The organism is Pseudomonas sp. NPDC087804 (assembly GCF_044742965.1).
GTDB classification, from domain to species: domain Bacteria; phylum Pseudomonadota; class Gammaproteobacteria; order Pseudomonadales; family Pseudomonadaceae; genus Aquipseudomonas; species Aquipseudomonas rustica.
This window is the reverse complement of the sequence record NZ_JBIUVN010000018.1, coordinates 15291-37415: the sequence shown is the minus strand read 5'-3', so window position 1 is coordinate 37415 and position 22125 is coordinate 15291. Positions and strand designations below refer to the sequence as shown.

At 57.9% G+C, this 22125-nt stretch carries 23 protein-coding genes; 9 read left to right on the top strand and 14 right to left on the bottom strand.

The genetic code is table 11. The features are described 5' to 3' along the window. Nucleotides 1-18 precede the first annotated feature (18 nt). The 8 genes from ACIOMO_RS19940 to ACIOMO_RS19905 form a co-directional block, all read right to left on the bottom strand. Entirely contained in the window at nucleotides 19-753 is a 735-nt protein-coding gene (locus tag ACIOMO_RS19940) for an amino acid ABC transporter ATP-binding protein (RefSeq protein WP_053123439.1), read from the bottom strand. After that, nucleotides 750-1421 (bottom strand): amino acid ABC transporter permease, encoded by a 672-nt coding sequence (locus tag ACIOMO_RS19935; protein ID WP_003227756.1) that lies wholly within the window; start codon nucleotides 1419-1421, stop codon nucleotides 750-752. The genes ACIOMO_RS19940 and ACIOMO_RS19935 overlap by 4 nt, the downstream gene beginning before the upstream one ends. Further along, nucleotides 1421-2167 carry an amino acid ABC transporter permease gene (locus ACIOMO_RS19930; RefSeq protein ID WP_053123437.1) on the bottom strand — a complete coding sequence of 249 codons (747 nt, stop codon included), beginning with the start codon at nucleotides 2165-2167 and terminating at the stop codon, nucleotides 1421-1423. The genes ACIOMO_RS19935 and ACIOMO_RS19930 overlap by 1 nt, the downstream gene beginning before the upstream one ends. Before the next feature lie 193 nt (nucleotides 2168-2360). Further along, the gene (locus ACIOMO_RS19925) at nucleotides 2361-3287 is read right to left on the bottom strand and encodes a glutamate/aspartate ABC transporter substrate-binding protein (RefSeq protein WP_053123435.1); all 927 of its coding nucleotides are present in this window, start codon (nucleotides 3285-3287) and stop codon (nucleotides 2361-2363) included. Between the two features lie 431 nt (nucleotides 3288-3718). After that, nucleotides 3719-5260, bottom strand: coding sequence for a glycerol-3-phosphate dehydrogenase (gene glpD, locus ACIOMO_RS19920; RefSeq protein WP_401243075.1), 1542 nt, complete (start codon nucleotides 5258-5260; stop codon nucleotides 3719-3721). A gap of 247 nt (nucleotides 5261-5507) precedes the next feature. After that, on the bottom strand, nucleotides 5508-6263 hold the full coding sequence (locus ACIOMO_RS19915) for a DeoR/GlpR family transcriptional regulator (RefSeq protein ID WP_007916700.1): 756 nt from the start codon (nucleotides 6261-6263) through the stop codon (nucleotides 5508-5510). A 95-nt stretch (nucleotides 6264-6358) separates the two neighbouring features. Beyond that, nucleotides 6359-7861, bottom strand: coding sequence for a glycerol kinase GlpK (gene glpK / locus ACIOMO_RS19910; RefSeq protein WP_212546291.1), 1503 nt, complete (start codon nucleotides 7859-7861; stop codon nucleotides 6359-6361). A 77-nt stretch (nucleotides 7862-7938) separates the two neighbouring features. Next, on the bottom strand, nucleotides 7939-8790 hold the full coding sequence (locus tag ACIOMO_RS19905; RefSeq protein WP_053123429.1) for an MIP/aquaporin family protein: 852 nt from the start codon (nucleotides 8788-8790) through the stop codon (nucleotides 7939-7941). A 361-nt stretch (nucleotides 8791-9151) separates the two neighbouring features. On the opposite strand from ACIOMO_RS19905, the gene ybaK reads away from it, so the two are divergent. Both ybaK and ACIOMO_RS19895 read left to right on the top strand, forming a co-directional pair. Continuing rightward, complete coding sequence (gene ybaK / locus ACIOMO_RS19900) at nucleotides 9152-9622, top strand: Cys-tRNA(Pro) deacylase (protein WP_053123427.1); 471 nt, start codon at nucleotides 9152-9154, stop codon at nucleotides 9620-9622. Between the two features lie 98 nt (nucleotides 9623-9720). Continuing rightward, complete coding sequence (locus tag ACIOMO_RS19895; protein WP_159815123.1) at nucleotides 9721-10503, top strand: PhzF family phenazine biosynthesis protein; 783 nt, start codon at nucleotides 9721-9723, stop codon at nucleotides 10501-10503. Nucleotides 10504-10624: 121 nt separating this feature from the next. On the opposite strand, the gene ACIOMO_RS19890 is transcribed toward ACIOMO_RS19895, so the two are convergent. After that, the gene (locus tag ACIOMO_RS19890; RefSeq protein WP_159815398.1) at nucleotides 10625-11734 is read right to left on the bottom strand and encodes an ABC transporter ATP-binding protein; all 1110 of its coding nucleotides are present in this window, start codon (nucleotides 11732-11734) and stop codon (nucleotides 10625-10627) included. Next, on the bottom strand, nucleotides 11731-12651 hold the full coding sequence (gene argF, locus ACIOMO_RS19885) for an ornithine carbamoyltransferase (protein ID WP_100845205.1): 921 nt from the start codon (nucleotides 12649-12651) through the stop codon (nucleotides 11731-11733). The genes ACIOMO_RS19890 and argF overlap by 4 nt, the downstream gene beginning before the upstream one ends. A 403-nt stretch (nucleotides 12652-13054) precedes the next feature. On the opposite strand from argF, the gene ACIOMO_RS19880 reads away from it, so the two are divergent. The 3 genes from ACIOMO_RS19880 to grxD all read left to right on the top strand — a co-directional run bounded on the left by ACIOMO_RS19880 (nucleotide 13055) and on the right by grxD (nucleotide 16024). Continuing rightward, nucleotides 13055-13345 carry a hypothetical protein gene (locus tag ACIOMO_RS19880; protein ID WP_053123421.1) on the top strand — a complete coding sequence of 97 codons (291 nt, stop codon included), beginning with the start codon at nucleotides 13055-13057 and terminating at the stop codon, nucleotides 13343-13345. Between the two features lie 134 nt (nucleotides 13346-13479). After that, nucleotides 13480-15585 (top strand): molybdopterin oxidoreductase family protein, encoded by a 2106-nt coding sequence (locus tag ACIOMO_RS19875; RefSeq protein ID WP_401243070.1) that lies wholly within the window; start codon nucleotides 13480-13482, stop codon nucleotides 15583-15585. Between the two features lie 97 nt (nucleotides 15586-15682). Continuing rightward, the gene (gene grxD / locus ACIOMO_RS19870) at nucleotides 15683-16024 is read left to right on the top strand and encodes a Grx4 family monothiol glutaredoxin (RefSeq protein WP_007916674.1); all 342 of its coding nucleotides are present in this window, start codon (nucleotides 15683-15685) and stop codon (nucleotides 16022-16024) included. A gap of 213 nt (nucleotides 16025-16237) precedes the next feature. Here the strand turns inward: grxD and bfr are convergent, their stop codons facing one another. Together bfr and ACIOMO_RS19860 are read right to left on the bottom strand one after the other, a co-directional pair. Then, nucleotides 16238-16711, bottom strand: a complete 474-nt coding sequence (gene bfr / locus ACIOMO_RS19865; RefSeq protein ID WP_042560739.1) for a bacterioferritin — start codon at nucleotides 16709-16711, stop codon at nucleotides 16238-16240. A gap of 201 nt (nucleotides 16712-16912) precedes the next feature. Further along, entirely contained in the window at nucleotides 16913-17131 is a 219-nt protein-coding gene (locus tag ACIOMO_RS19860; RefSeq protein WP_003227725.1) for a bacterioferritin-associated ferredoxin, read from the bottom strand. Nucleotides 17132-17445: 314 nt separating this feature from the next. Here ACIOMO_RS19860 and ACIOMO_RS19855 point away from each other — a divergent pair, with 314 nt between their 5' ends. From ACIOMO_RS19855 to ACIOMO_RS19845, 3 genes are all read left to right on the top strand, one after another. Next, on the top strand, nucleotides 17446-18048 hold the full coding sequence (locus ACIOMO_RS19855) for a peroxiredoxin (RefSeq protein ID WP_401243067.1): 603 nt from the start codon (nucleotides 17446-17448) through the stop codon (nucleotides 18046-18048). Between the two features lie 218 nt (nucleotides 18049-18266). After that, the gene (locus tag ACIOMO_RS19850) at nucleotides 18267-18737 is read left to right on the top strand and encodes a Panacea domain-containing protein (protein ID WP_007916669.1); all 471 of its coding nucleotides are present in this window, start codon (nucleotides 18267-18269) and stop codon (nucleotides 18735-18737) included. A 3-nt stretch (nucleotides 18738-18740) separates the two neighbouring features. Next, a complete protein-coding gene (locus tag ACIOMO_RS19845; RefSeq protein ID WP_042704962.1) occupies nucleotides 18741-19154 on the top strand; it encodes a hypothetical protein in 414 nt (137 codons plus the stop codon). Nucleotides 19155-19212: 58 nt separating this feature from the next. Here ACIOMO_RS19845 and rnt read toward each other — a convergent pair whose 3' ends face one another. Together rnt and pyrC are read right to left on the bottom strand one after the other, a co-directional pair. Further along, complete coding sequence (rnt, locus tag ACIOMO_RS19840; RefSeq protein ID WP_007916667.1) at nucleotides 19213-19890, bottom strand: ribonuclease T; 678 nt, start codon at nucleotides 19888-19890, stop codon at nucleotides 19213-19215. Continuing rightward, the gene (pyrC, locus tag ACIOMO_RS19835) at nucleotides 19887-20933 is read right to left on the bottom strand and encodes a dihydroorotase (protein ID WP_401243062.1); all 1047 of its coding nucleotides are present in this window, start codon (nucleotides 20931-20933) and stop codon (nucleotides 19887-19889) included. Before pyrC ends, rnt begins: the two co-directional genes overlap by 4 nt. Before the next feature lie 160 nt (nucleotides 20934-21093). Here pyrC and ACIOMO_RS19830 point away from each other — a divergent pair, with 160 nt between their 5' ends. After that, nucleotides 21094-22002, top strand: a complete 909-nt coding sequence (locus ACIOMO_RS19830; protein WP_400650510.1) for an OmpA family protein — start codon at nucleotides 21094-21096, stop codon at nucleotides 22000-22002. The last annotated feature ends 123 nt before the right edge of the window (nucleotides 22003-22125 follow it).

Here is a 22125-nt window from a genome sequence, read left to right as displayed (position 1 = left end):
GGTGCGGGTGTGTTGCTTTTAGTGCTGCAGGATTTTCTCGAGGAAGTGCTGCGCGCGTTCGGAGCGGGCTTTGATGTCGCCGAAGAACTCCTCTTTCGGGCAGTCTTCGATGATCTTGCCGGCATCCATGAAGATCACGCGATCCGCCACTTTGCGCGCAAAACCCATTTCGTGGGTTACGCACATCATGGTCATGCCTTCGTGAGCCAGTTGCACCATCACGTCGAGCACTTCGTTAACCATCTCCGGGTCGAGCGCCGAGGTCGGTTCGTCGAACAGCATGACGATCGGATCCATCGCCAGCGCACGGGCAATTGCCACACGCTGTTGCTGACCACCGGACAGTTGCCCCGGATGCTTGTGCGCGTGCGCCGACAGGCCAACGCGCTCGAGCAGTTGCAGACCTTTTTTGGTCGCCTCTTCCTTGCTGCGGCCCAACACTTTGATCTGCGCGATGGTCAGGTTTTCGGTGATGGTCAGGTGCGGAAACAGTTCGAAATGCTGGAACACCATGCCGACGCGCGAACGCAGTTTCGGCAGGTTGGTCTTCGGATCGGCAATCGACGTACCGTCAACCACGACGTCGCCTTTCTGGAACGGCTCCAGCGCGTTGACGCATTTGATCAGGGTCGATTTACCCGAACCGGACGGGCCGCAGACCACGATCACTTCGCCTTTTTTGACCTCGGTGCTGCAATCCGTCAGTACCTGGAAGTCCCCATACCACTTGTTGATGTTCTTGATAGAGATCATACGGCGAACCTTTTTTGCAGACGCTTGACCAGCAGCGAGGCGGAAAAGCTGATGATGAAGTAGACGACACCGGCGAAGATCAGGAACTCGTTGGAGCGGCCAATGATGTCGCCGCTGGAGCGGGCGGAGTTGAGGAAGTCCACCAGACCCACGGTGTAAACCAGCGAGGTGTCCTGGAACAGGATGATCGACTGTTGCAGCAGCAACGGCGTCATCTTGCGGAACGCCTGAGGCAGGATGATCAGACGCATGGTCTGGCCATAGGTCATGCCCATCGCCTGTGCAGCGGCCATCTGACCTTTGGGGATCGACTGCACACCGGCGCGGACGATTTCGCAGAAGTACGCGGCTTCGAACATCATGAAGGCGACGACGCAGGAGGTGAACGCGCCGATCGGCGTGTCTTCACCGGTAATCCAGCGCAGCACGAACGGCACCGCCAGGTAGAACCAGGTGATCACCAGCAGCAGCGGGATCGAACGGAAGTAGTTCACATAAGCGCCGGCCACGCGTGACAGCAGTTTGCTCGACGACAGGCGCATCAGCGCCAGGATCGTGCCGAGCACGATGCCGCCGACGACGCCCATGACCATCAACTGCAAGGTCATCACCATGCCGTTCCACAGGCCCGGGATAGCGGGGATGATGCCGCTGAAATCGAAGTCCATTATTTGCCCCCCACGGAGATCAGGCCAGGCACCGCGACTTTCTTCTCGACCACGCGCATCAGCAGCATCAGGCTCATGTTCAGGGTGAAGTAGATCAGCGTGGCCAGGGTGAAGGCTTCAAACAGGTTGGCCGAAAATTCGGCGGTCTGTTTGGTTTGTGCCAGCAATTCCATCAAACCGATCAAGGACGCCACGGAGGAGTTCTTGAAGACGTTGAGGAATTCCGAGGTAAGCGGCGGAATGATGATGCGGTAGGCCTGGGGCAGCAGCACGTTCCAGTAGATCTGCGGCAGCTTGAAACCCATGGCACGCGCGGCGGATTCCTGGCCGCGTGGCAGCGCCTGAATACCGGTACGCACTTGCTCGCAAACACGCGCAGCGGTGAACAAGCCCAGGCACACGACAACGCTCAGGTAAGCCGAGGTGGTCGGGTTGAGGTCTTGTTTGTACCAGTCCTGCAGGTTTTGCGGCAGCAGGTCGGGCACCAGGAAGTACCAGATGAACAGCTGAACCAGCAGCGGCACATTACGAAACAGTTCCACGTAGCAGGTCGCGATGCCCGATACGATGCGGTTTGGCACAGTGCGCATGACCCCCAGAATGGAGCCCAGCAGCAAGGCGATGATCCATGCCACGATGGCAATGGCAATGGTCCAGCCCAAACCAGTGACGTACCAGTCGAGATAAGTCTCGCTGCCGACGCCGGTGGACTTGAAGAACACGCCCCAGTCCCAGTTGTAATTCATTAGGGTCTCCCCTCGAGATCGATCGATGTACAAGCACCCGCTCGGGGAAAATCCTTTCCCGTTCGACGTTGAACGCCGGGCACACGCGATCGGCTCGAAAACCGCCAGGTCGAGTGTTCCACAGTACAGCCAGCAGGTAGTAACAGACGCCTGAGGGAGGGTGACTCCCTCAGGAGATAAGGTTAGTCAGGAATCAGATTTTTACGTCAGGCGCCGGCTTGTCGCTCGGGGTGGCGATCAGATCTTTTACCTTGTCGCTCATCGGGAAGTTCAGGTTCAGGCCTTTCGGTGGGATCGGGCTCTCGAACCATTTGCTGTAGATCTTGTTGATCTCGCCAGACTTGTACAGCGCAACGATGGCGTCATCGACGGCTTTCTTGAAGGCCGGGTCGTCTTTACGAACCATGCACGCATAGGCTTCGAAGGACTGTGGAGTACCGGTGATGATCCAGTCGTTCGGCTTCTTGGCCTTGGCTTCTTCGCCGGCCAGCAGAGCGTCGTCCATCATGAAGGCAACGGCGCGGCCGCTTTCCAGCATGTTGAAGGATTCGCCGTGGTCTTTGGCGGAGATGATGTTCATGCCCATCTGCTTGTCGGCGTTCATCGCTTTGATGATGCGCTCGGACGTGGTGCCAGCGGTGGTCACGACGTTTTTGCCTTTGAGGTCGGCGAAGTCAGCGTAGGACGGCTTGCCATCCTTGTCTTTCTTGACCAGCAGACGGGTGCCGATTTCGAAGATGTTGACGGTGAAGTCGACTTGCTGAGCGCGTTCGGCGTTGTTCGTGGTCGAGCCGCACTCGATATCCGCGGTGCCGTTCTGGATCAGCGGGATACGGGTTTGCGAGGTCACCAGGTTGTATTTGACCTGCAGATCGGGCTTGTTCAGGTCTTTTTTCAGGGCTTCAACGATAGCCACCTGAATGTCGTGGGAGTAGCCCACTGGTTTGCCGGAAGCATCTGCAATGTAGGAAAACGGAATGGAGCTGTCGCGGTGAGCGAGCGTGATGGTGCCCGAATCGTTGATTTTCTTCAGGGTGCCGGTGAGTTCGGCGGCGAAAACTGGCGTGCTGATCAGAGCGGCAGCAATGGCTGCGCCCAGGATATGGGGAACGATGCGCATCAAATTTTCCTCGACATTGTTTTTTTTATGGAGCCAGTTCGTCGGCCCTTTTGTGCTTCGAATGCCTGATGGCTCCTGAAGTGTTGGCACAACAGGCATTCGTCGAGAGAGTGTAGAGCATGACTCGTGCCAGACCAGTGACGAATGGATAAGTAGATGATTTATAAGGAGATTAAAGTTTTATGGCGGATTTTTTTGTGAGGAGTGATCCGGTTTACCGAATTGACCGGGGAGTCTCGTTCGGAAAACCGAACGAGTTTTTGTAGGAGTGAGCCTGCTCGCGATGGCGGTGTGTCAGGCGCCAGCTATGTTGATTGACACACCGCCATCGCGAGCAGGCTCACTCCTACAGGGGTGGCGGTGTGTCAGGCAAACAAAAAAAGCCCCTGAACCTTACGATTCAGGGGCTTTTTGTTTAACCAATGTTCAAATCACGCCGCTTCAATCTTGCTACGGTTCTGCTCAACCTTACCCAGATACGCCGCAAGCTTCTCCTGCTCCGCCGGAGTGGTAAACAACCCCAGCTTGCTACGACGCCACAGAATGTCGTGCGCCGTGGTCGCCCACTCTTCGCTGCACAGGTAATCGACTTCACGGGTGTAGAGCCCGCCGCCAATGTGTTCGCCCATGTCGGCGAGGGTTTCAACGCCCTCGAGCATGCGCCAGGTGCGGCTGCCGTACGTGGTCGACCAGCGACGCGCGATCTCGCTCGGCACAAAGTCGTACTTGTCGCGAATCAGCGCGCTCAAGGCTTGCGGCGTGGTCATGTCTTCGCCGCCGGGCAGGGTGGCGGCGGCCGTCCAGCTCGGGCGCATCTGGGTGAAGAACGGCATCAGTTGCGCCATCGCCGATTCGGCGAGTTTGCGGTAGGTGGTCAACTTGCCGCCGAACACCGACAGCAGCGGCGCTTCTTCAGTGCTGCCGGACAGCGCCAAGGTGTAATCGCGAGTAACCGCCGACGGGTTGTCGGATTCGTCGTTGCACAGTGGGCGCACACCCGAGTAGCTGTGCTGAATGTCTTCGCGGCTGACTTGTTTCTTGAAGTGTGCGTTGACCACTTTCAGCAGGTAATCGGTTTCGCCGTCGGTAATCGCCACTTTCGCCGGGTCGCCGGTGTATTCACGGTCGGTGGTGCCGATCAGGGTGAAGTGGTTGTTCAAGTACGGAATGGTGAAAACGATGCGCTGATCTTCGTTTTGCAGAATGTGCGCGTGATCGCCTTCGTACAATTTCGGCACGATGATATGGCTGCCTTGAATCAGACGGATGCCGTACGGCGATTCCATCTTCAGATCGTCACGAATGAACTTGGCAACCCACGGGCCGGCGGCGTTCACCAGCGCTTTGGCGGTGATCGAAAAGAGGCTGCCGTCGGCACGTTCCAGGTTCAGGTGCCACAAACCTTTGGCGCGACGGGCGCTGACGCAACGGGTCTGGGTGTGCACGTGGGCGCCTTTTTCGCGGGCGGCCATGGCGTTGAGTACCACGAGGCGAGCGTCGTCGACCCAGCAGTCGGAGTATTCGAAGCCTTTCTTGATTTCGCTTTTCAGTGCGCTGTCGGCGCCGAACTTGAGGCTTTTCGAACCTGGCAGTTTTTCGCGCTTGCCGAGGTTGTCATACAGGAACAGGCCGGCACGAATCATCCACGCCGGACGCAGGTGCGGACGGTGCGGCAACACGAAGCGCATTGGCTTGACGATGTGCGGGGCTTTGGCCAGCAGCACTTCGCGCTCGGCCAGTGCTTCGCGCACCAGACGGAATTCGTAATGTTCGAGGTAGCGCAGGCCTCCGTGGATCAGCTTGCTGCTGGCCGACGAGGTGTGGCTGGCGAGGTCGTCCTTTTCGCAAAGGAACACCGAGAGACCGCGACCGGCGGCATCCGCTGCGATCCCCACCCCATTGATCCCGCCGCCGATAACGGCGAGGTCGTAGATCTCGGAGATAGGGGGCGTACGCAAGGTAGATGTGGACATCGGCTGGCCTCAGGCTCTTTTGATTTTCTATATTGGAAATCGAACATGAATGTTCATTTGCGAAAATGGTAGCCGATAAACACGCGCACAGCCAGTCGACTTCGATTGAAAAAACTCATCGAAGGGCGGGGAAAGGAAAATTTTCGAACATTAAAAGCAAAAGATCGCAGCCTTCGGCAGCTCCTACAGGTCAAGTGAACCCATGTAGGAGCTGCCGAAGGCTGCGATCTCTTGATCTTGAGGGTTTTTAAACCACTTCCAACCGAATCTTGTGCTGACTCAACAACTGCGCCAGAGCCGGCACAGGCTGCTGATCGGTCACCAAACAATCAATCAGACTGATCGGGCCAAGACGAATCATCGCATTGCGCCCAAACTTGCTCGAATCCGCCGCCAGAATCACCTGCCGCGCATTGGCAATGATCGCCTGCGAAACCCGCACTTCCTGATAATCAAAATCCAACAAACTGCCGTCTTCATCAATCCCGCTAATCCCGACCAGCGCGAAATCAACCTTGAACTGATTAATGAAATCCACACTCGCCTGACCGACCACACCGCCATCACGACGAACATTTCCGCCAGTCAGCAGCACATCAAAATCATCCTTGGCACTGAGCATCGACGCCACGTGCAAGTTATTGGTGATGATCTTCAAATGGTTGTGATTGAGCAGAGCGCGGGCAATCGATTCGGTGGTGGTACCGATGTTGATGAACAGCGAGGCGTGATCGGGGATCTGTGCGGCGATGGCTTCACCGATGCGTTGTTTTTCATCGCGCATTTGATCGGCGCGCATCGCATAGGCAGTGTTTTCGACGCTGGAATCATAGGCGGCGCCGCCGTGGTAGCGACGGAGCAAATTGGCTTCCGCGAGCTGATTGATGTCGCGGCGGATGGTTTGCGGAGTAACAACGAACAGCGTGGCCATTTCCTCGATGCTCACATAGCCGCGTTCGCGAACCAGCTCGAGGATTTGCTGCTGACGGGGAGGCAGATTCATGGGGCTTCCTTTGGGCTGCCGTGCAAAATTTGCCCATGATGCCGCAGGAATCTCCTCCCTGCCAGTTACAAGCCTTTACAAGTACTCAGGTTGGCTTATTCAGCGTCTTCACGCGCCCAGTCACGGGTGCGGCTGACGGCTTTTTTCCAGCCTTTGTACAGCTTCTCTTTCTCGACTTCGTCCAGGCTCGGTTCGAACTCGCGCTCGATCACCGCTTTGCCGCGCAGCTCTTCCAGGCTGCCCCAGAAACCGCACGCCAGACCAGCCAGATACGCCGCACCGAGTGCCGTGGTTTCGCGCATTTGCGGGCGCTCGACCTGAGTGCCGAGGATGTCGGCCTGGAATTGCATGAGGAAGTTGTTCGCCACCGCACCGCCGTCCACGCGCAGGGCTTTCAGGCGTTCGCCGGAGTCCTGTTGCATGGCGTCGAGCACGTCGCGGGTCTGGTAGGCGATCGATTCCAGCGCGGCGCGGATGATGTGATCCACGCGAACGCCGCGCGTCAGGCCGAACAGTGCGCCACGGGCGTACGGATCCCAGTAAGGAGCGCCCAGGCCGGTGAAGGCTGGCACCAGGTACACGCCGTTGCTGTCCTTCACTTTATTGGCGAAGTATTCGGTGTCGTGGGCGTCGTTGATGATTTTCAGCTCATCACGCAGCCACTGCACGGTCGAACCGCCGTTGAATACCGCGCCTTCCAGGGCGTAAGCGACTTCGCCGCGCGGGCCGCAAGCGATGGTGGTGAGCATGCCGTGCTGCGATTTCACCGCTTTGTCGCCGGTGTTCATCAGCAGGAAGCAGCCGGTGCCGTAGGTGTTTTTCGCCTGACCTGGTTCTACGCACATTTGACCGAACAGCGCCGCTTGCTGGTCGCCGGCGATACCGCCGATGGCGATGCCGCTCTTGGTGTGGCCGTAGATTTCCGATGACGCCTTCACTTCCGGAAGCATCTCGCGCGGGATGTCGAGGATCTCCAGCATCTTCGCGTCCCACTCCAGCGAGTGAATGTTGAAGAGCATGGTGCGCGAGGCGTTGGTGTAGTCGGTAACGTGCACCTTGCCGCCAGTGAATTTCCAGATCAGCCAGCTATCGACGGTGCCGAACAGCAGTTCGCCATTGCGCGCACGCTCGCGGCTGCCTTCGACGTTGTCGAGGATCCACTTCAGTTTGGTGCCGGAGAAGTACGGGTCGGTGACCAGGCCGGTGGTGTCGCTGATGTATTGCTCATGGCCGTCGCGCTTGAGCTGCTGGCAGATCTCGGTGCTGCGGCGGCACTGCCAGACGATGGCGTTGTAGACCGGGCGACCGGTGGTCTTGTCCCAGACCACGGTGGTTTCACGCTGGTTGGTGATGCCGATAGCCGCGACCTGGTCGTGGTGCAGACCGGCCTGTGCCAGCGCTTCAACCATCACCGCACTCTGGGTGGCGAAGATTTCCATCGGATCGTGTTCGACCCAACCGGCTTGCGGGTAATGCTGAGCGAATTCGCGCTGCGCGGTGCAGACCACGTTCGCGTCGCGGTCAAAAATGATCGCGCGAGAGCTGGTCGTACCCTGATCGAGGGCAATGATGTAGTTCTTATTCTGAATGTCGGTCATGTCGATTGCCTTGGACGAAATAAGGGTGATTGGGCCGTGGCGCAGGCTCGGATGGGCAGGAGCCTGCGCCGACTGTTTCAAGAAGTTCTTGGTTTGCCGTCAATGGCCGGTTCTGCATCCTTTGTAGCAGGTGTGGCGCCGGTCAGGTGACGGGCGATGAGCCCGCGATACCCGGCAGCGCCGAGGCAGGCACCGACAATCGGTGCAAAAATCGGAATCAGGAAGTACGGAATATCGCGGCCGCCAGTGAAGGAAATTTCACCCCAGCCAGCGAAGAAAGTCATCAGTTTCGGACCGAAGTCACGCGCCGGGTTCATCGCAAAACCGGTCAGCGGGCCCATCGAGCTGCCGATCACCGCGATCAGCAAGCCGATCAGCAGCGGCGCCATCGGGCCTCTTGGCAGACCATTGTTGTCGTCAGTCAGGGCCATGATCACGCCCATCAGGATCGCGGTGATGATCATCTCGACCAGGAATGCCTGGGCGGTGGACAGCACTGGATTCGGGAACGTCGAGAACACCGAGGCCAGCTCAAGGCTGGCGGCCGAGCCGCGAACCATTTGGTGAGTTTGTTCGTAATCGAAGAAAAGATTGCTGTACAGCGTGTAAACCAACAGCGCGCCGCAGAAGGCGCCGGCGATCTGCGCAAGAATATAGAAGGGCAGTTTGCGCTTTTCGAAGTCGGCGAAGATTGCCAGGGCGATGCTGACAGCCGGGTTCAGGTGCGCGCCGGAAACCCCGGCCGTGAGGTAGATCGCCATGCTCACGCCGACACCCCAGATGATGCTGATTTCCCACAGGCCGAAGCTGGCGCCCGCGACTTTGAGCGCGGCGACACAGCCAGTGCCAAAAAAGATCAGAAGTGCAGTACCCAGAAATTCGGCCATGCATTGGCTCGAAAGCGATGGTTGCTGTAAAGCAGTTGTCATTGAAAACCTCAATTTTTGTTGTTGTCTGGCGCTATTGCCGACAGGGCAAGGCGCGATTTTCACCGGGTCGGAATCCCCATTCGTTTCCCGGTTTACTGCTGAGTGCTGCAATGATGATAATTCTTACATTATTCAGATTCGAAAAAATATAGACAAGAAACAAACCTGTCAAAGGTCGAAAGTGAACCGTCAGTCACAATAGAACTATCAGTCGCATGAATGACTCACCGGGTGACCGCTTTCTTAGCGTTGTGAATTACCTGCAAAGCCGCGTAATTCGGGGCCGGGATAGAGCCTTTTACGGCTCGATGTCCTAAAATCCGGCGCAGGATTTTCTGCCATTGCCGAGCCTGGAGCTGCCATGACCCCTGCGTTGGACTTGTTAAAAAAAGTTCGTGCCGAACATCGCGTGCACAGTTACGAACATGATCCAAAGGCCGCGTCCTACGGGCTGGAGGCTGCGGAAAAACTGGCGCTTGAGCCAGCGCAGGTGTTCAAAACCTTGCTGGCGGCGAGTGAAAAAGGTGAGCTGCTGGTGGCCGTAGTGCCGGTCGTCGGAAGCCTCGACCTCAAAGGTCTGGCGCAGGCGGCGGGGGTGAAAAAAGTCGAGATGGCTGACCCGGCAGCGGCGCAGCGATCCACCGGTTATCTGCTGGGCGGTATCAGTCCGTTGGGGCAGAAAAAGCGTCTGCGCACCTTCATCGATAATTCGGCTCAGGCTTTTGCGACTATTTATGTCAGCGCCGGCCGGCGTGGGCTGGAAGTCGAATTGGCACCCGCCGTGCTCGCTGAACACACCCAGGCCAAATTCGCCGACATCGGTCGTGCGTAACGTCGGCTGATTCTGTATGAAGACAATTGGCCGGTTCTGTCGCTGGCGCTGATCCTGCCCGCATTGCATGCTCTGCCGACTGACTTAAGGAGAAGGTTATGCAGCTCGAGTTTCATCAGGTTGACGCATTCAGTGAGCGGCCGTTCAGTGGCAACCCGGCTATGATTTATCGGCTGGATGCGTGGCTCGCCGATGATTTGATGCAAAAGATCGCGGGTGAACACAACCTGGCGGAAACCGCGTTTCTGGTGCGCGAAGGTTCGGCCTGGCATATCCGCTGGTTTACTCCTACCACTGAAGTGCCGCTGTGCGGCCATGCGACGCTGGCCAGCGCTTATGTGTTGTTCGAGATCTATAAGGAAACGGCCGAGCGTATCGACTTCACCTGCAAGTCCGGGCCGTTGAGCGTGACGCGGGCAGACGGGCGTTTGTGGCTGGATTTCCCCTCGATCGTGCCGTCAGAGATTGGCGTGACCCTGGATGTCGAGCGGGCGCTGGGCGTTGAAGCGGTTGATGTGCTCGGCTCGAACGAACTGTTTGTGGTGCTGGAGTCGGAGCAGGCCGTACTCGATTGCAAGCCGGATATGGTCGCGCTGGCCAAACTGCCGTGGCTCGGTGCAATCGTCACCGCGCGGGGCAATCAGCACGATTTTGTCTCGCGCTATTTCGCCCCGGCGATTGGCATCAATGAAGATCCGGTGACCGGGTCGACGCACTGCAGCTTGATTCCGTATTGGTCAAAACGTCTGGGCAAATCGAGCCTGACCGCGTGCCAGCGCTCGGCGCGAGGCGGGGAGTTGTTTTGTCGGCTGGAGGGTGAACGGGTGAAGATTGGCGGGCATGCAACGCTCGTCGCGAGCGGCACCCTGTTATTGGGATAAACCCAAAACCAAATGTGGGAGCGGGCTTGCTCGCGAAGGCGTTGTGTCAGTCGCCATTATCGTCGACTGACACAACGCCTTCGCGAGCAAGCCCGCTCCCACAGTTTTGATCCAGGACTGATCAGAGGGCGGTGTTGTAGCGGCGGACGCCGTTCTCAACTGCCGGGATCTGCGCAGCAGTGCTGCCGGAGGCCTGGAACAGCACCAAGTGTTCAGCCGCAACCCGAATCCCCACCTCTGCACCGACCTGATGATCAGCATGGCTCGGGAAAATCGATTCCAGCTGCGCACCCGTCGGCAGTTGCAGGCGATACAAGGTCGAAGCACCAAGGAATGTCTTGCCAACAATCCGTGCCTTCAACCCACTGTCCGGTGCATAAACAATGTCATCCGGACGCAGCAACACATCCACCGCCCCGCCTATCGGCCAGGTATAAGCCCGATTGCCGCGCAGTTCGCCCAACTCAGTCTGCACCGATTCCGGGCTGCCAAGCTGGCCGCGAATGAAGTAACCCTGACCGATAAAACTCGCCACAAATGGTGTCGCCGGTTCGTGATACAGGTTGTACGGCGTGTCCCACTGTTCCAGCCGACCTTCCTTGAACACGCCCACGTGATCGCTGACGGCAAAGGCTTCTTCCTGATCGTGGGTGACCAGAATCGCGCTGGTGCCACGGGCCTTGAGAATGTCGCGCACCTCATGGCTGAGCTTGCGGCGCAGCTCGCCATCGAGGTTGGAGAACGGCTCATCGAGCAGTAGCAATTGTGGCTCCGGCGCCAACGCACGGGCGAGGGCGACACGTTGTTGCTGACCGCCGGACAACTCGTGCGGGAAACGCTTGCCGAGATTTTTCAGGTTGACCAGTTCCAGCAGCTCTTCGGTGACGCGCTCCTTGTTCGGATGCTTGCGGATACCAAAGGCAATGTTGTCGGCGACGCTCAGGTGCGGGAACAGCGCGTAGTCCTGGAACACCATGCCGATCCGGCGCTTCTCCGGCGCCAAGGTGAAACCGGCGCTGGAAATGGTCTCGCCGCCAAGGGTGATTTCACCTTCGTGCACCGGTTCAAAACCGGCGATGGCGCGCAGGGTGGTGGTCTTGCCGCAGCCGGACGAGCCGAGCAGGCAGCCGATGTCACCGGCGTTGAGGTGCAGATTGAGGTTCTGCACCACGCGTTGATCTTGATAGCCGCAAGCGAGGTTGCGCAGGTTCAGCAGTAATTCATGGCTCATGCGTGGTGATATGCCGGTTCAACGAGGAACTCGAGCAGGGCCTTCTGTGCGTGGAGACGGTTTTCTGCCTGATCCCAGGCGACGGAGCGCGGGTCATCAAGCAGGTCGAGACTGATTTCTTCGCCACGGTGCGCCGGCAGGCAATGCATGAACAACACGTCCTCGGCAGCGAGGTCGAGCAGCGCACGGTTGACCTGAAACGGCGCGAACAGCTTGAGGCGCTTGGCAGTTTCCTCTTCCTGACCCATCGAAGTCCAGACGTCGGTGCTCACCAGATGCGCGCCGCGCACGGCGTCTTGCGGATCACGGACGATGGTCACGCGATCGCCGGCCTTGGCGACGAATTCCGGGTTCGGCTCGTAACCTTCCGGGCACGCGATGCGCAACTGGAAGTCGAACTGAATCGCCGCTTCTATATAGCTGTTGCACATGTTGTTGCCGTCGCCGATCCAGGCCACGGTTTTGCCCTGGATCGAACCGCGATGTTCAAGGAACGTCTGCATGTCGGCCAGCAACTGGCACGGGTGCAGGTCATCGGACAGGCCGTTGATCACCGGCACGCGCGAGTTGGCGGCGAATTCGGTCAGGGTGCTGTGGGCAAAGGTACGGATCATCACCGCATCGAGCATGCTCGACATGACGATGGCGCAGTCACCGATCGGCTCGCCACGGCCCAGTTGGGTGTCGCGCGGCGAGAGGAAGATCGCCTGACCGCCGAGCTGGATCATGCCGGCCTCGAAGGAGATCCGGGTGCGGGTCGAGGATTTCTCGAAGATCATGCCCAGCACGCGGTTTTTCAGAGGCTCGAACAGTACGCCGCGGTTACGCAGGTCCTTGAGCTCAACGCCTCGACGGATCACGCTGACCAGCTCTTCGGGCGTGCAATCCATCAGGGAGAGAAAGTGCCTTGCGCTCATCATTGACTACCTTTTTGCTACAAACCGCAGATGCTCAAAGCCTTGTTTAACGGAACAACGGGCGAGACCTGCGGCGTAAGCCGCACGGGGCGACGAAATAGGGGGAGGCGCGATATTGACATTAAATGTCGCGTTTTTCCAATAGGCTACGGTTTTGCAGGATTCGGAGAGCGGACAGGATGTTGCAGTCGCGCATTTGAAGCCGGGTTCAGGACAGCAGCGAGTCCCTTTGTACACTGGCCTCGCAGGGCTTGGCAATCCGCCGTGGCGGGGATCGGGTCGCTTGAGTCGGTTTACGACCGTGGCGGCATGCCATCACTTGGTCGGATGCTCAGGTTGAAACATTTGCTAAAGCAAAGTGCTGGGTTATAAATAAGTTTCGAGCGACGCAGGAAGCCTCCGCATGGAATCGAAAGAAAAATTGTTAATGGAATTGCTGGGCCACACGGCTCGCTCTCTGACCCATCTCACCGCGTCAATGACCTCAATGTCCTTCGAACTGCTGCGCAGCGAAGACGACGTGGTCAAATCCGCCGGCCGCCATATGATTGACCGCATGGCGACCATCAGTGCCGGGCTCGACGAGCATTGGCGATTGATCGGCGAGCTCACCGGCGTACACGTCGCTCACGAGCAGATCGAAACCATCCAGGAAATCCAGCTGGCCGCGCCGCCGCAACTGCCCTCCAGTTGAGTGAGGCGGTCTATCGGCGCACCTGATAGCCGTCGATTCACAAGACGAACGTCGCTGGCGCCTGACCCGCGACGGGGCCATAGTTTTGTTCCCGCGGGCGTCATTGCCCGCCCAGAACAAGACAGAGACTGGCCATGACCAAGACTCTCCATCACCGTGCCTGCCACCTGTGTGAAGCCATCTGCGGCCTGACCATCGAGACCACTGAAACCGATGGCCACGTGGCGATCACCTCGATCAAGGGTGATGCGCTCGACACCTTCAGCCGTGGCCATATCTGCCCCAAAGCTGTCGCGCTGCAAGACATCCAGAATGATCCGGATCGCCTGCGTCAGCCGATGCGCCGCGTGGGTAGCGAATGGTTGCCGATCGACTGGGACGAGGCGTTTGCGCTGGTGGCCGAGAAACTGGCGGCGATTCAAGAGCGTCACGGCCAGAACGCGGTGGCGGTCTATCAAGGCAACCCGAGCGTGCATAACTACGGGCTGATGACCCACAGCAATTATTTCCTTGGATTGCTGAAAACGCGCAATCGCTACTCGGCGACCTCGGTCGATCAGTTGCCGCATCACCTGAGCAGCTATCTGATGTACGGCCACGGCTTGCTGCTGCCGATTCCAGACATCGATCACACCGATTTCATGTTGATCCTCGGCGGCAATCCGCTGGCCTCTAACGGCAGCATCATGACGGTGCCAGATGTTGAAAAACGTTTAAAAGCGATCCAGGCACGCGGTGGTAAAGTCGTGGTCGTTGATCCACGGCGCAGCGAAACGGCGGCGATGGCCGATCAGCATTTGTTCGTGCGCCCCGGTGGCGATGCCGCATTGTTGTTTGGTGTGCTCAACACATTGTTCAGTGAAGACCTGACCCGCGACAGTCATTTGCCGGTCGATGGATTGGACGACGTGCGCGCTGCGGTGGAGACGTTCACCGCCGAGGCCATGAGCCCGCTGTGCGCCGTTCCCGCCGAGCAGATCCGCCAACTGGCGCGTGATTTTGCTGCCGCGCCGAGTGCGGTTTGCTATGGCCGGATGGGCGTTTCGACTCAAGCCTTCGGCACTCTGTGCCACTGGGTGGTGCAACTGATCAATCTGGTTACCGGTAACCTCGACCGGGTGGGTGGTGCGCTGTGCACCGAGCCGGCCGTGGACTTGGTGGCGTCGACGTCGGGCGGGCATTTCAATAAGTGGCAAAGCCGTGTTTCCGGGCGTCCTGAATACGGCGGAGAGCTGCCGGTCTCGGCACTGGCCGAAGAGATGCTCACCGAAGGCGAGGGCCAGATCCGCGCGCTGATTACTGTGGCGGGTAACCCGGTGTTGTCGACGCCGAACGGGCGGCAACTGGAGCAGGCGCTGGATGGCCTGGAGTTCATGGTCAGCATTGACCTTTATATCAACGAAACCACGCGTTACGCCGACCTGATCCTGCCGTCGACGTCGGCACTGGAGAACGATCACTACGACACCACGTTCAACTTGTTCGCGGTGCGTAATGTCACTCGCTTCAACCGCGCGATCCTCGCCAAGCCTGAGGGCGCGCTGCATGACTGGGAGATCTTTGTCGGTCTGGCCAAAGCCTTCGCCGAGAAAACCGGCAAGGAGCTGAAACCGACCATGCCGCCGGCGAAGATGATTGATATGGGTTTGCGGATGGGCATGTACGGTGAGGCCTCCGAGCATAAACTCTCGTTGGCGACACTGTTCGCTCATCCTCACGGCATTGATCTGGGCGCGTTGAAAGCCAATCTGGCGCCGCGCCTGAAAACGCCGAACCAGCACGTGCAGGCCGCGCCGCCAGAGATCCTCGCTGACCTCGCACGGTTTGCCGCGCTGCAAGCTCCGGCCGCCGACGAGTTGTTGATGATTGGCCGCCGACATGTGCGCAGCAACAATTCGTGGATGCACAACTATCACCGGCTGGTGAAAGGCAAGCCGCGCCATCAGTTGCTGATGCATCCGGACGATCTCGCCAGTCGTGGGCTCAACGATGGTCAGTGGGTGCGCGTCAGTTCGCGGGTCGGGCAGATTGAAGTGGAAGTGCTCGGCAGTCTGGACATGATGAAAGGCGTGGTCAGCCTGCCGCACGGTTGGGGCCATGCGCGCCCGGGTGTGCAGATGACGATTGCCAGTGGCCAGCCAGGTTCGAGCGCCAATGACCTGACCGATGAGTGCCAGCTCGACGAATTGTCCGGGAATGCCGCGTTGAACGGCGTGCCGGTCACCGTGGCGGCGGCTTGAACGTGACCGTCGGGGAGACCGAGCATGGCGCTCGGGATTCCGTTACAATGCGTCACCGTGCCGACCCGTGAGTCGGAAAGTTCAGCCGAGGTGCTCCATGGATATCATCGAAACGATTAAAGAGCAGATTGCCAACAACACCATTCTGCTTTACATGAAAGGCTCGCCGAATGCCCCACAGTGTGGCTTCTCCGCGAAAGCTGCGCAGGCTGTCATGGCGTGTGGCGAAAAGTTTGCGTACGTGGACATCCTGCAGAACCCGGAAATCCGCGCCAACCTGCCTAAGTACGCCAATTGGCCGACTTTCCCACAACTGTGGGTTGGCGGTGAGCTGGTCGGCGGTAGCGACATCATGACCGAGATGGCTGCAGACGGTTCGCTGCAAACCACCATCAAGTCGGCTGTTGAAGCGGCAGCGGCGAACAAGTCCGAAGCCTGATGCTTTTGTTGTAGGAGCAAAGCTTGCTCGCGAAAAACGATAACGCGGTGTGTCTGTAGCACCGCGGCGCTTTCTTCGCTGGCGAGCCATGCTCCTACAGAAAAGCCAATAAAAAGCCCCGCACCTCGAAAGAGGGCGGGGCTTTTTAGTGCGTCCGAAAAGTTATTGCGAGTTGCCGGTGCAATCTAAAAAGATCGCAGCCTGCGGCAGCTCCTACTCTTCGCCCATCTGCGATTGCAGATAGTTCTCAAGACCGACTTTGCCGATAAGACCCAGTTGGGTTTCCAGCCAGTCGATATGTTCTTCTTCGGATTCAAGAATGTCTTCGAGCAGTTCACGGCTGCCGAAGTCACCGACGGTTTCGCAATGTGCGATCGCAGCTTTCAGGTCAGCGTGGCCGGTCTTCTCGATACGCAGATCGCACTCCAGCATTTCCTGGGTGTGCTCGCCGATGTGCAGCTTGCCCAAGTCCTGCACGTTCGGCAGGCCTTCGAGGAACAGGATGCGCTTGATCAGCTTGTCCGCGTGCTTCATCTCGTCGATGGATTCTTTGTATTCGTGCTTGCCAAGCTTGTTCAGACCCCAATCTTCATACATGCGCGCATGCAGGAAGTACTGATTGATCGCGACCAGCTCATTGGCAAGGATCTTGTTGAGATGCTGGATGACTGTAATGTCGCCTTTCATGATCGGAGTCCTGCCCTGTATTCGCTGTATATACGGCAGAGTTTGAGCTTCGTATTTATAAGTGTCAAACCTAAGTTATTGAATAATATATAAAAATTAATCGGAATAAGAATGTTTGTGTTCCGCGTCTGGAGCCTAAGCAATTGATTTACAGGCATAAAAAAACCGGACATAAGTCCGGTTCTTTGAAATGGGGTGTTATTACGCGGCAGTAAATTCTACCGGATAGGGGATCGCGGCCTGGGCGGTTTGCAGCTTGGTCAGGGTTTCGCGAACGACTTCCTTGGCAAGGCAGGCACATTTGCCGCATTGGCTGGCGACGCCGGTGGCCTGACGAACTTCTTTATAGCTGCAGCAACCTTCATAGATCGCTTCGCGGATCTGTCCGTCGGTGACGCCAGTGCAGAGACAAACATACATAAGTGAGAACCGTCGCTGGTTGTGACTCAATTGCGATGGATCTTAATGTTAACGAGAATGATTGTCAAAGTGCTTTCCGACCGCTTCAGCGGATTAACAGCTACGACTGACGAACGGTATTTGCTGGCTATTTGCCTGGCCCTGTAAATGCAGCACGGTTCTGCGCCTGCTTTAAAAAACCGTTAAGGACAGGCCAAATTCGCAGTGTATGATGGTCGGCCCTTGCGAAGGGGGTTCGTGTCACAGGGCTGTCGTCTGAGGATGGCAGGCTGGCGCAAACCCTGAACTTCAAGTTTCTACACCAGGAGATATCAATGAGCGTACTCGTAGGCAAACAAGCCCCTGACATCACCGTCACGGCCGTACTCGGCAATGGCGTGATCGTTGACAGCTTCACCCTGTCTTCGGCCATCAAAGGCAAATACGGCCTGGTGTTCTTCTACCCACTGGACTTCACCTTCGTCTGCCCGTCCGAGCTGATCGCTCTGGACAACCGCATGGCTGACTTCAAGGCCCGCAACGTTGAAGTGATCGCTGTGTCGATCGACTCGCACTTCACTCACAACGCATGGCGCAACACTCCAGTGAACAATGGCGGCATCGGCCAGGTGAAATACACCATGGCTGCCGACATGAAGCACGACATCGCCAAGGCTTACGACGTTGAATCCGAAGGCGGCGTAGCGTTCCGTGGCGCGTTCCTGATCGACGACAAAGGCGTTGTCCGCTCGCAGATCATCAACGACCTGCCGCTGGGCCGTAACATGGAAGAGCTGATCCGTCTGGTCGACGCTCTGCAATTCCACGAAGAGCACGGCGAAGTTTGCCCTGCCAACTGGAAAAAAGGCGACAAAGGCATGAACGCTTCGCCAGAAGGCGTTGCGGCATACCTGACCGAGAACGCTGCTGCCCTGTAAGGCGCAACGTCGAGGTACAAAAAAACCGGCCCTAGTGGCCGGTTTTTTTATGCTCGGGATTGTGAGCAGCAATCTCTCGGCATTATTTGTTTCAAATGCCCGGGAAAAAATACTGGATGACTGAACAGTGGTTGGATAGGGTGATGGTCGAGCGATAACGGGTGAAGAGGGCGATTGCCCTGGCCTGAATCGCGCCTCACTTCAGTAAGGACGGTGCAATGGATTGCATGATGCAGAAGGGGATTCAAATGCCGAGTAGCTTGGACGTTGCGGATTATTTCCTCTGCCTGGAAGGGCATGAGGGCGAGATCTCCAATCTCAAGATTCAAAAAATGGTTTATTACGCGCAAGGGTTCAGTCTGGCAGTCCATGGCGAGGCTCTCTTCCCTGAAAAGCTGGAAGCGTGGATGCACGGGCCAGTGGTTCCGGATCTGTATCGAAGATTCAGCCAATTTGGATCGAGTGCCATTCCTCCTCCAAGTGATTTCAATCCCGATGTTTTCAGTACGAAACAACAAACTCTGCTCAACGAAGTGTTCGACGTTTATGGCCAATTCTCGGCGTGGAAACTGCGTCAGTTGACGCATGAAGAGGCTCCATGGCGTAGAAATTTCAAGGAAGGGGAGTTCAGCCGAGAAATTCCCGCCTGCGAGATGCAGGAGTATTTCCGGGAGCATTTGGTGAACTGAAAAATGGCCAAGTTCAAACGCAGGGAACGCGATGCGGCGGTGATAGTAACGGCACGGACGTCCACAATCGAAATGGACTCATCGGAAGCCCGACCTCCGGTTTTCTCATTTGAGTATTTGCAGAATGGCTGGTGCATTCAGGATTGTGAGGCCGTCGAACGGTCGAAAATGCTTGAGCGTCTCAGGATCCTGGGAAAGATGCCTTGGAGAGAATTGCGCAAGGAGCATAGGCATCGGTATGGATGTGAAACAATTGAGAGAAACAGCCTGAAAGTGGGGATACCTGCTTTTTTAACAGGTGATGTCAGGTTGTTGGTGTTTCGGGCTTTCGAGCGTGTAGCGATGGTGGGTTACAAGAACCATCGGGTGTTTTACGTCGTGTGGATTGATCGAGAATTTAAGCTCTATAAGCATTAACAAAAAAACCGGCCCAAGTGGCCGGTTTTTTTTATGCGAGGGATTTACTCAACGAGGATCAGTCGTCGAAATCTTCCCAGCCGCCCATCTGTTTCCAGCGGTTGACGATGCCACAGAACAGCTCAGCGGTTTTCTCGGTGTCGTAACGCGCGGAGTGCGCTTCACGGCCGTCGAAGTCGATGTCGGCTGCCTGACAGGCTTTCGCCAGTACGGTTTGACCGTAGGCCAGACCGGCCAGTGTCGCGGTGTCGAAGCTGGAGAACGGGTGGAACGGGTTGCGCTTCATGTCCAGACGCGCGACCGCAGCGTTGAGGAAGCCGAGGTCGAAGCTGCTGTTATGGCCAACCAGAATCGCACGCTTGCAGCCGTTGGCCTTCAGCGCTTTGCGAATGCCACGGAAGATGTCGGTCAGCGCGGTTTCTTCGCTGACGGCCATGCGCAGTGGGTGATCGAGCTTGATCCCGGTGAACTCCAGCGCTGCTGCTTCAATGTTGGCGCCTTCGAACGGCTCAACGCGGAAGAAGTAGGTGTGGTCCGGGTAAACAAAGCCCTTTTCATCCATGGCGATGGTGGTCGCAGCAATCTCCAGCAACGCGTCGGTGGCCGAGTTGAAGCCACCGGTTTCTACGTCGACGACAACCGGCAGGTAGCCGCGAAAGCGTGCTGCCATCGGGTGACGGGAACCGCCGCCGCCACTTTGACCGTCCAGTTCGTCGTCGAAATGGTCTTCACTCACGCGTGTTCCTCCAGCAGGCGCCAGCGCAGTTTTTCACCGGCGCGCAGCGGGATAACGGTCAGCTCGCCGAAGGGCAGGCTGGTCGGGGCGGTCCATTCTTCACGAACCAGGGTGATGCGATCAGTGTTCGCCGGCAGGCCGTAGAAGCGCGGGCCGTTGAGGCTGGCGAAAGTTTCGAGTTTGTCCAGGGCGTTACGCTGTTCGAAGGCTTCGGCGTACATTTCGATGGCGGCGTACGCGGTGTAGCAGCCGGCGCAGCCGCAAGCGGCTTCCTTGGCGTGCTGGGCGTGCGGTGCCGAATCGGTGCCGAGGAAGAACTTCGCGCTGCCGCTGGTGGCGGCGTCGAGCAGGGCTTCCTGATGGGTATTGCGCTTGAGAATCGGCAGGCAGTAGAAGTGCGGCCGAATCCCGCCCACCAGCATGTGGTTGCGGTTGTAGAGCAAGTGGTGCGCGGTGATCGTGGCACCAACGTTGGCCGAAGCCTCGTTGACGAACTGCACGGCGTCGGCGGTGGTGATGTGTTCAAACACCACTTTCAGTGTCGGGAAACGCTCGACCACGCGGCGCATGTGCTCATCGATGAAGATCTTTTCGCGATCGAACACATCGACGTCGCCACGGGTGACTTCACCGTGGATCAGCAGCGGCATGCCGACTTCGGCCATGGCTTCGATCGCCGGCAGAATCTTGTCGATGCTGGTCACGCCGGAGTCGGAGTTGGTGGTTGCGCCGGCCGGGTACAGCTTGGCGGCGTAGACAAAACCACTGGCCTTGGCTTCACGAATTTCTTCGGGCTGGGTGCGGTCGGTGAGGTACAGCACCATCAGCGGCTCAAAGCGACTGCCGGCCGGGCGGGCAGCGAGAATCCGCTGGCGATAGCCGTCGGCTTCAGCGGCGTTGCGCACCGGAGGTACCAGGTTGGGCATGATGATCGCGCGGCCAAAAGTGCGCGCAACATCGGCAACGGTATTGGTCAACACGGCACCATCGCGAAGATGAATGTGCCAGTCGTCGGGACGCAGCAGGGTCAGGCGGTCGGACATGAGGGGATTCCAGGCGGGTCAAACTGAGGCGAATGCTACCGGAAAAGACTCTTGCAGGCACTCGCTATCAAGTTTTGCGGGAACCTTCCGATATCCCGTAGGTATGCCGTAAACATCGTGTGAATCGGTCTTTGTGTTTCAGAAGCCAATGGAGCCTCCCGTGCGCCAGCGTTATTTAGCCTTGCTCAGTGTGTTTGCCAGCCTCCCCGCGATGGCGCTCACGTACCAGACACGTCTGGAGAACATTGAGTGGACGGTCGCCGGCGACAAGTTCGAATGCCGCCTGACACAGCCAATTACAGATTTCGGCTCGGGTGAGTTCGTGCGCAAGGCCGGCGAGCAGGCGATATTCCGTCTGAACGCCTACAACGCCATGCTGGGCGGCGGTTCGGCGACGTTGCTCGCAGCGGCGGCGCCATGGCAGCCGGGACGCGGCGATATCAATCTGGGCAGCGTCAGGATTGGCAGCGGTAATGTCTTGTTTAACAGTTCGCAGTCCCAGGCCGGTGGTTTGATCAGCGGTCTGCTGGACGGTCGCAGTCCGGTCGTGCGTCGCGCGTCGGGTGATGGTCGGGTCTCGGAAGTGCGCCTGTTGCCAGTCAAATTCAGCAAAGCGTTTAACGACTATCAAACCTGCGTGGCGAAATTGTTGCCGCAGAATTTCGATCAGGTTAAACAGTCGCAAATCGGTTTTCCCGGCGAAGGCACCGATCTCGACGCCGCCGCCAAAGCCAAACTCGCGGTCATGTTGGAATATATGAAGGCTGACCCGACGGTGAATCACATTGAGCTCGACGGCCACTCGGACAACAGCGGCAACCGTCTGACCAACCGTGAACTGTCGCGCCGCCGGGCGCTGGCGGTGGTCGACTACTTCAAGGCCAATGGCATTCAAGAGTCGCAGATCACCGTGCGTTTCCACGGTGAGCAGTATCCGGTGGTGCCCAACACCAGTGCGGCGAACCGGGCGAAGAACCGCCGGGTCAATGTGCACCTTGCGCGGGTCACGCCGACCGCAGCTCCGGCGCCGCAAGCGAGTACACCTGCGAGCACTGCAGCAACTTCCTGACCCGCCGGTCATCGTCGCGCTCTCGACAGATTCTGTCGCTTTGTCGTCTTAAGCTGTCGCGCCTCTGTAAATTATCGCGTTTGGGCGGTAGACTCCTCGGCTTTCCGTAGAACCCCGTGGAGT

Excerpts from the sequence above, each read along its gene's own strand:
- ACIOMO_RS19855 (WP_401243067.1), top strand. The coding sequence starts at position 17,446 with ATGAGCGTACTCGTAGGCAAACAAGCCCCTGACATCACCGTCACGGCC.
- ACIOMO_RS19845 (WP_042704962.1), top strand. The coding sequence starts at position 18,741 with ATGGCCAAGTTCAAACGCAGGGAACGCGATGCGGCGGTGATAGTAACG.
- grxD (WP_007916674.1), top strand. The coding sequence starts at position 15,683 with ATGGATATCATCGAAACGATTAAAGAGCAGATTGCCAACAACACCATT.
- ACIOMO_RS19880 (WP_053123421.1), top strand. The coding sequence starts at position 13,055 with ATGGAATCGAAAGAAAAATTGTTAATGGAATTGCTGGGCCACACGGCT.
- ACIOMO_RS19895 (WP_159815123.1), top strand. The coding sequence starts at position 9,721 with ATGCAGCTCGAGTTTCATCAGGTTGACGCATTCAGTGAGCGGCCGTTC.
- ACIOMO_RS19905 (WP_053123429.1), bottom strand. The coding sequence starts at position 8,790 with ATGACAACTGCTTTACAGCAACCATCGCTTTCGAGCCAATGCATGGCC.
- pyrC (WP_401243062.1), bottom strand. The coding sequence starts at position 20,933 with ATGTCCGACCGCCTGACCCTGCTGCGTCCCGACGACTGGCACATTCAT.
- ACIOMO_RS19890 (WP_159815398.1), bottom strand. The coding sequence starts at position 11,734 with ATGAGCCATGAATTACTGCTGAACCTGCGCAACCTCGCTTGCGGCTAT.
- ACIOMO_RS19925 (WP_053123435.1), bottom strand. The coding sequence starts at position 3,287 with ATGCGCATCGTTCCCCATATCCTGGGCGCAGCCATTGCTGCCGCTCTG.
- ACIOMO_RS19860 (WP_003227725.1), bottom strand. The coding sequence starts at position 17,131 with ATGTATGTTTGTCTCTGCACTGGCGTCACCGACGGACAGATCCGCGAA.
- ACIOMO_RS19850 (WP_007916669.1), top strand. The coding sequence starts at position 18,267 with ATGGATTGCATGATGCAGAAGGGGATTCAAATGCCGAGTAGCTTGGAC.
- ACIOMO_RS19875 (WP_401243070.1), top strand. The coding sequence starts at position 13,480 with ATGACCAAGACTCTCCATCACCGTGCCTGCCACCTGTGTGAAGCCATC.
- glpK (WP_212546291.1), bottom strand. The coding sequence starts at position 7,861 with ATGACCGACATTCAGAATAAGAACTACATCATTGCCCTCGATCAGGGT.
- bfr (WP_042560739.1), bottom strand. The coding sequence starts at position 16,711 with ATGAAAGGCGACATTACAGTCATCCAGCATCTCAACAAGATCCTTGCC.
- ACIOMO_RS19935 (WP_003227756.1), bottom strand. The coding sequence starts at position 1,421 with ATGGACTTCGATTTCAGCGGCATCATCCCCGCTATCCCGGGCCTGTGG.
- glpD (WP_401243075.1), bottom strand. The coding sequence starts at position 5,260 with ATGTCCACATCTACCTTGCGTACGCCCCCTATCTCCGAGATCTACGAC.
- ACIOMO_RS19940 (WP_053123439.1), bottom strand. The coding sequence starts at position 753 with ATGATCTCTATCAAGAACATCAACAAGTGGTATGGGGACTTCCAGGTA.
- ACIOMO_RS19915 (WP_007916700.1), bottom strand. The coding sequence starts at position 6,263 with ATGAATCTGCCTCCCCGTCAGCAGCAAATCCTCGAGCTGGTTCGCGAA.
- argF (WP_100845205.1), bottom strand. The coding sequence starts at position 12,651 with ATGAGCGCAAGGCACTTTCTCTCCCTGATGGATTGCACGCCCGAAGAG.
- ACIOMO_RS19930 (WP_053123437.1), bottom strand. The coding sequence starts at position 2,167 with ATGAATTACAACTGGGACTGGGGCGTGTTCTTCAAGTCCACCGGCGTC.
- ybaK (WP_053123427.1), top strand. The coding sequence starts at position 9,152 with ATGACCCCTGCGTTGGACTTGTTAAAAAAAGTTCGTGCCGAACATCGC.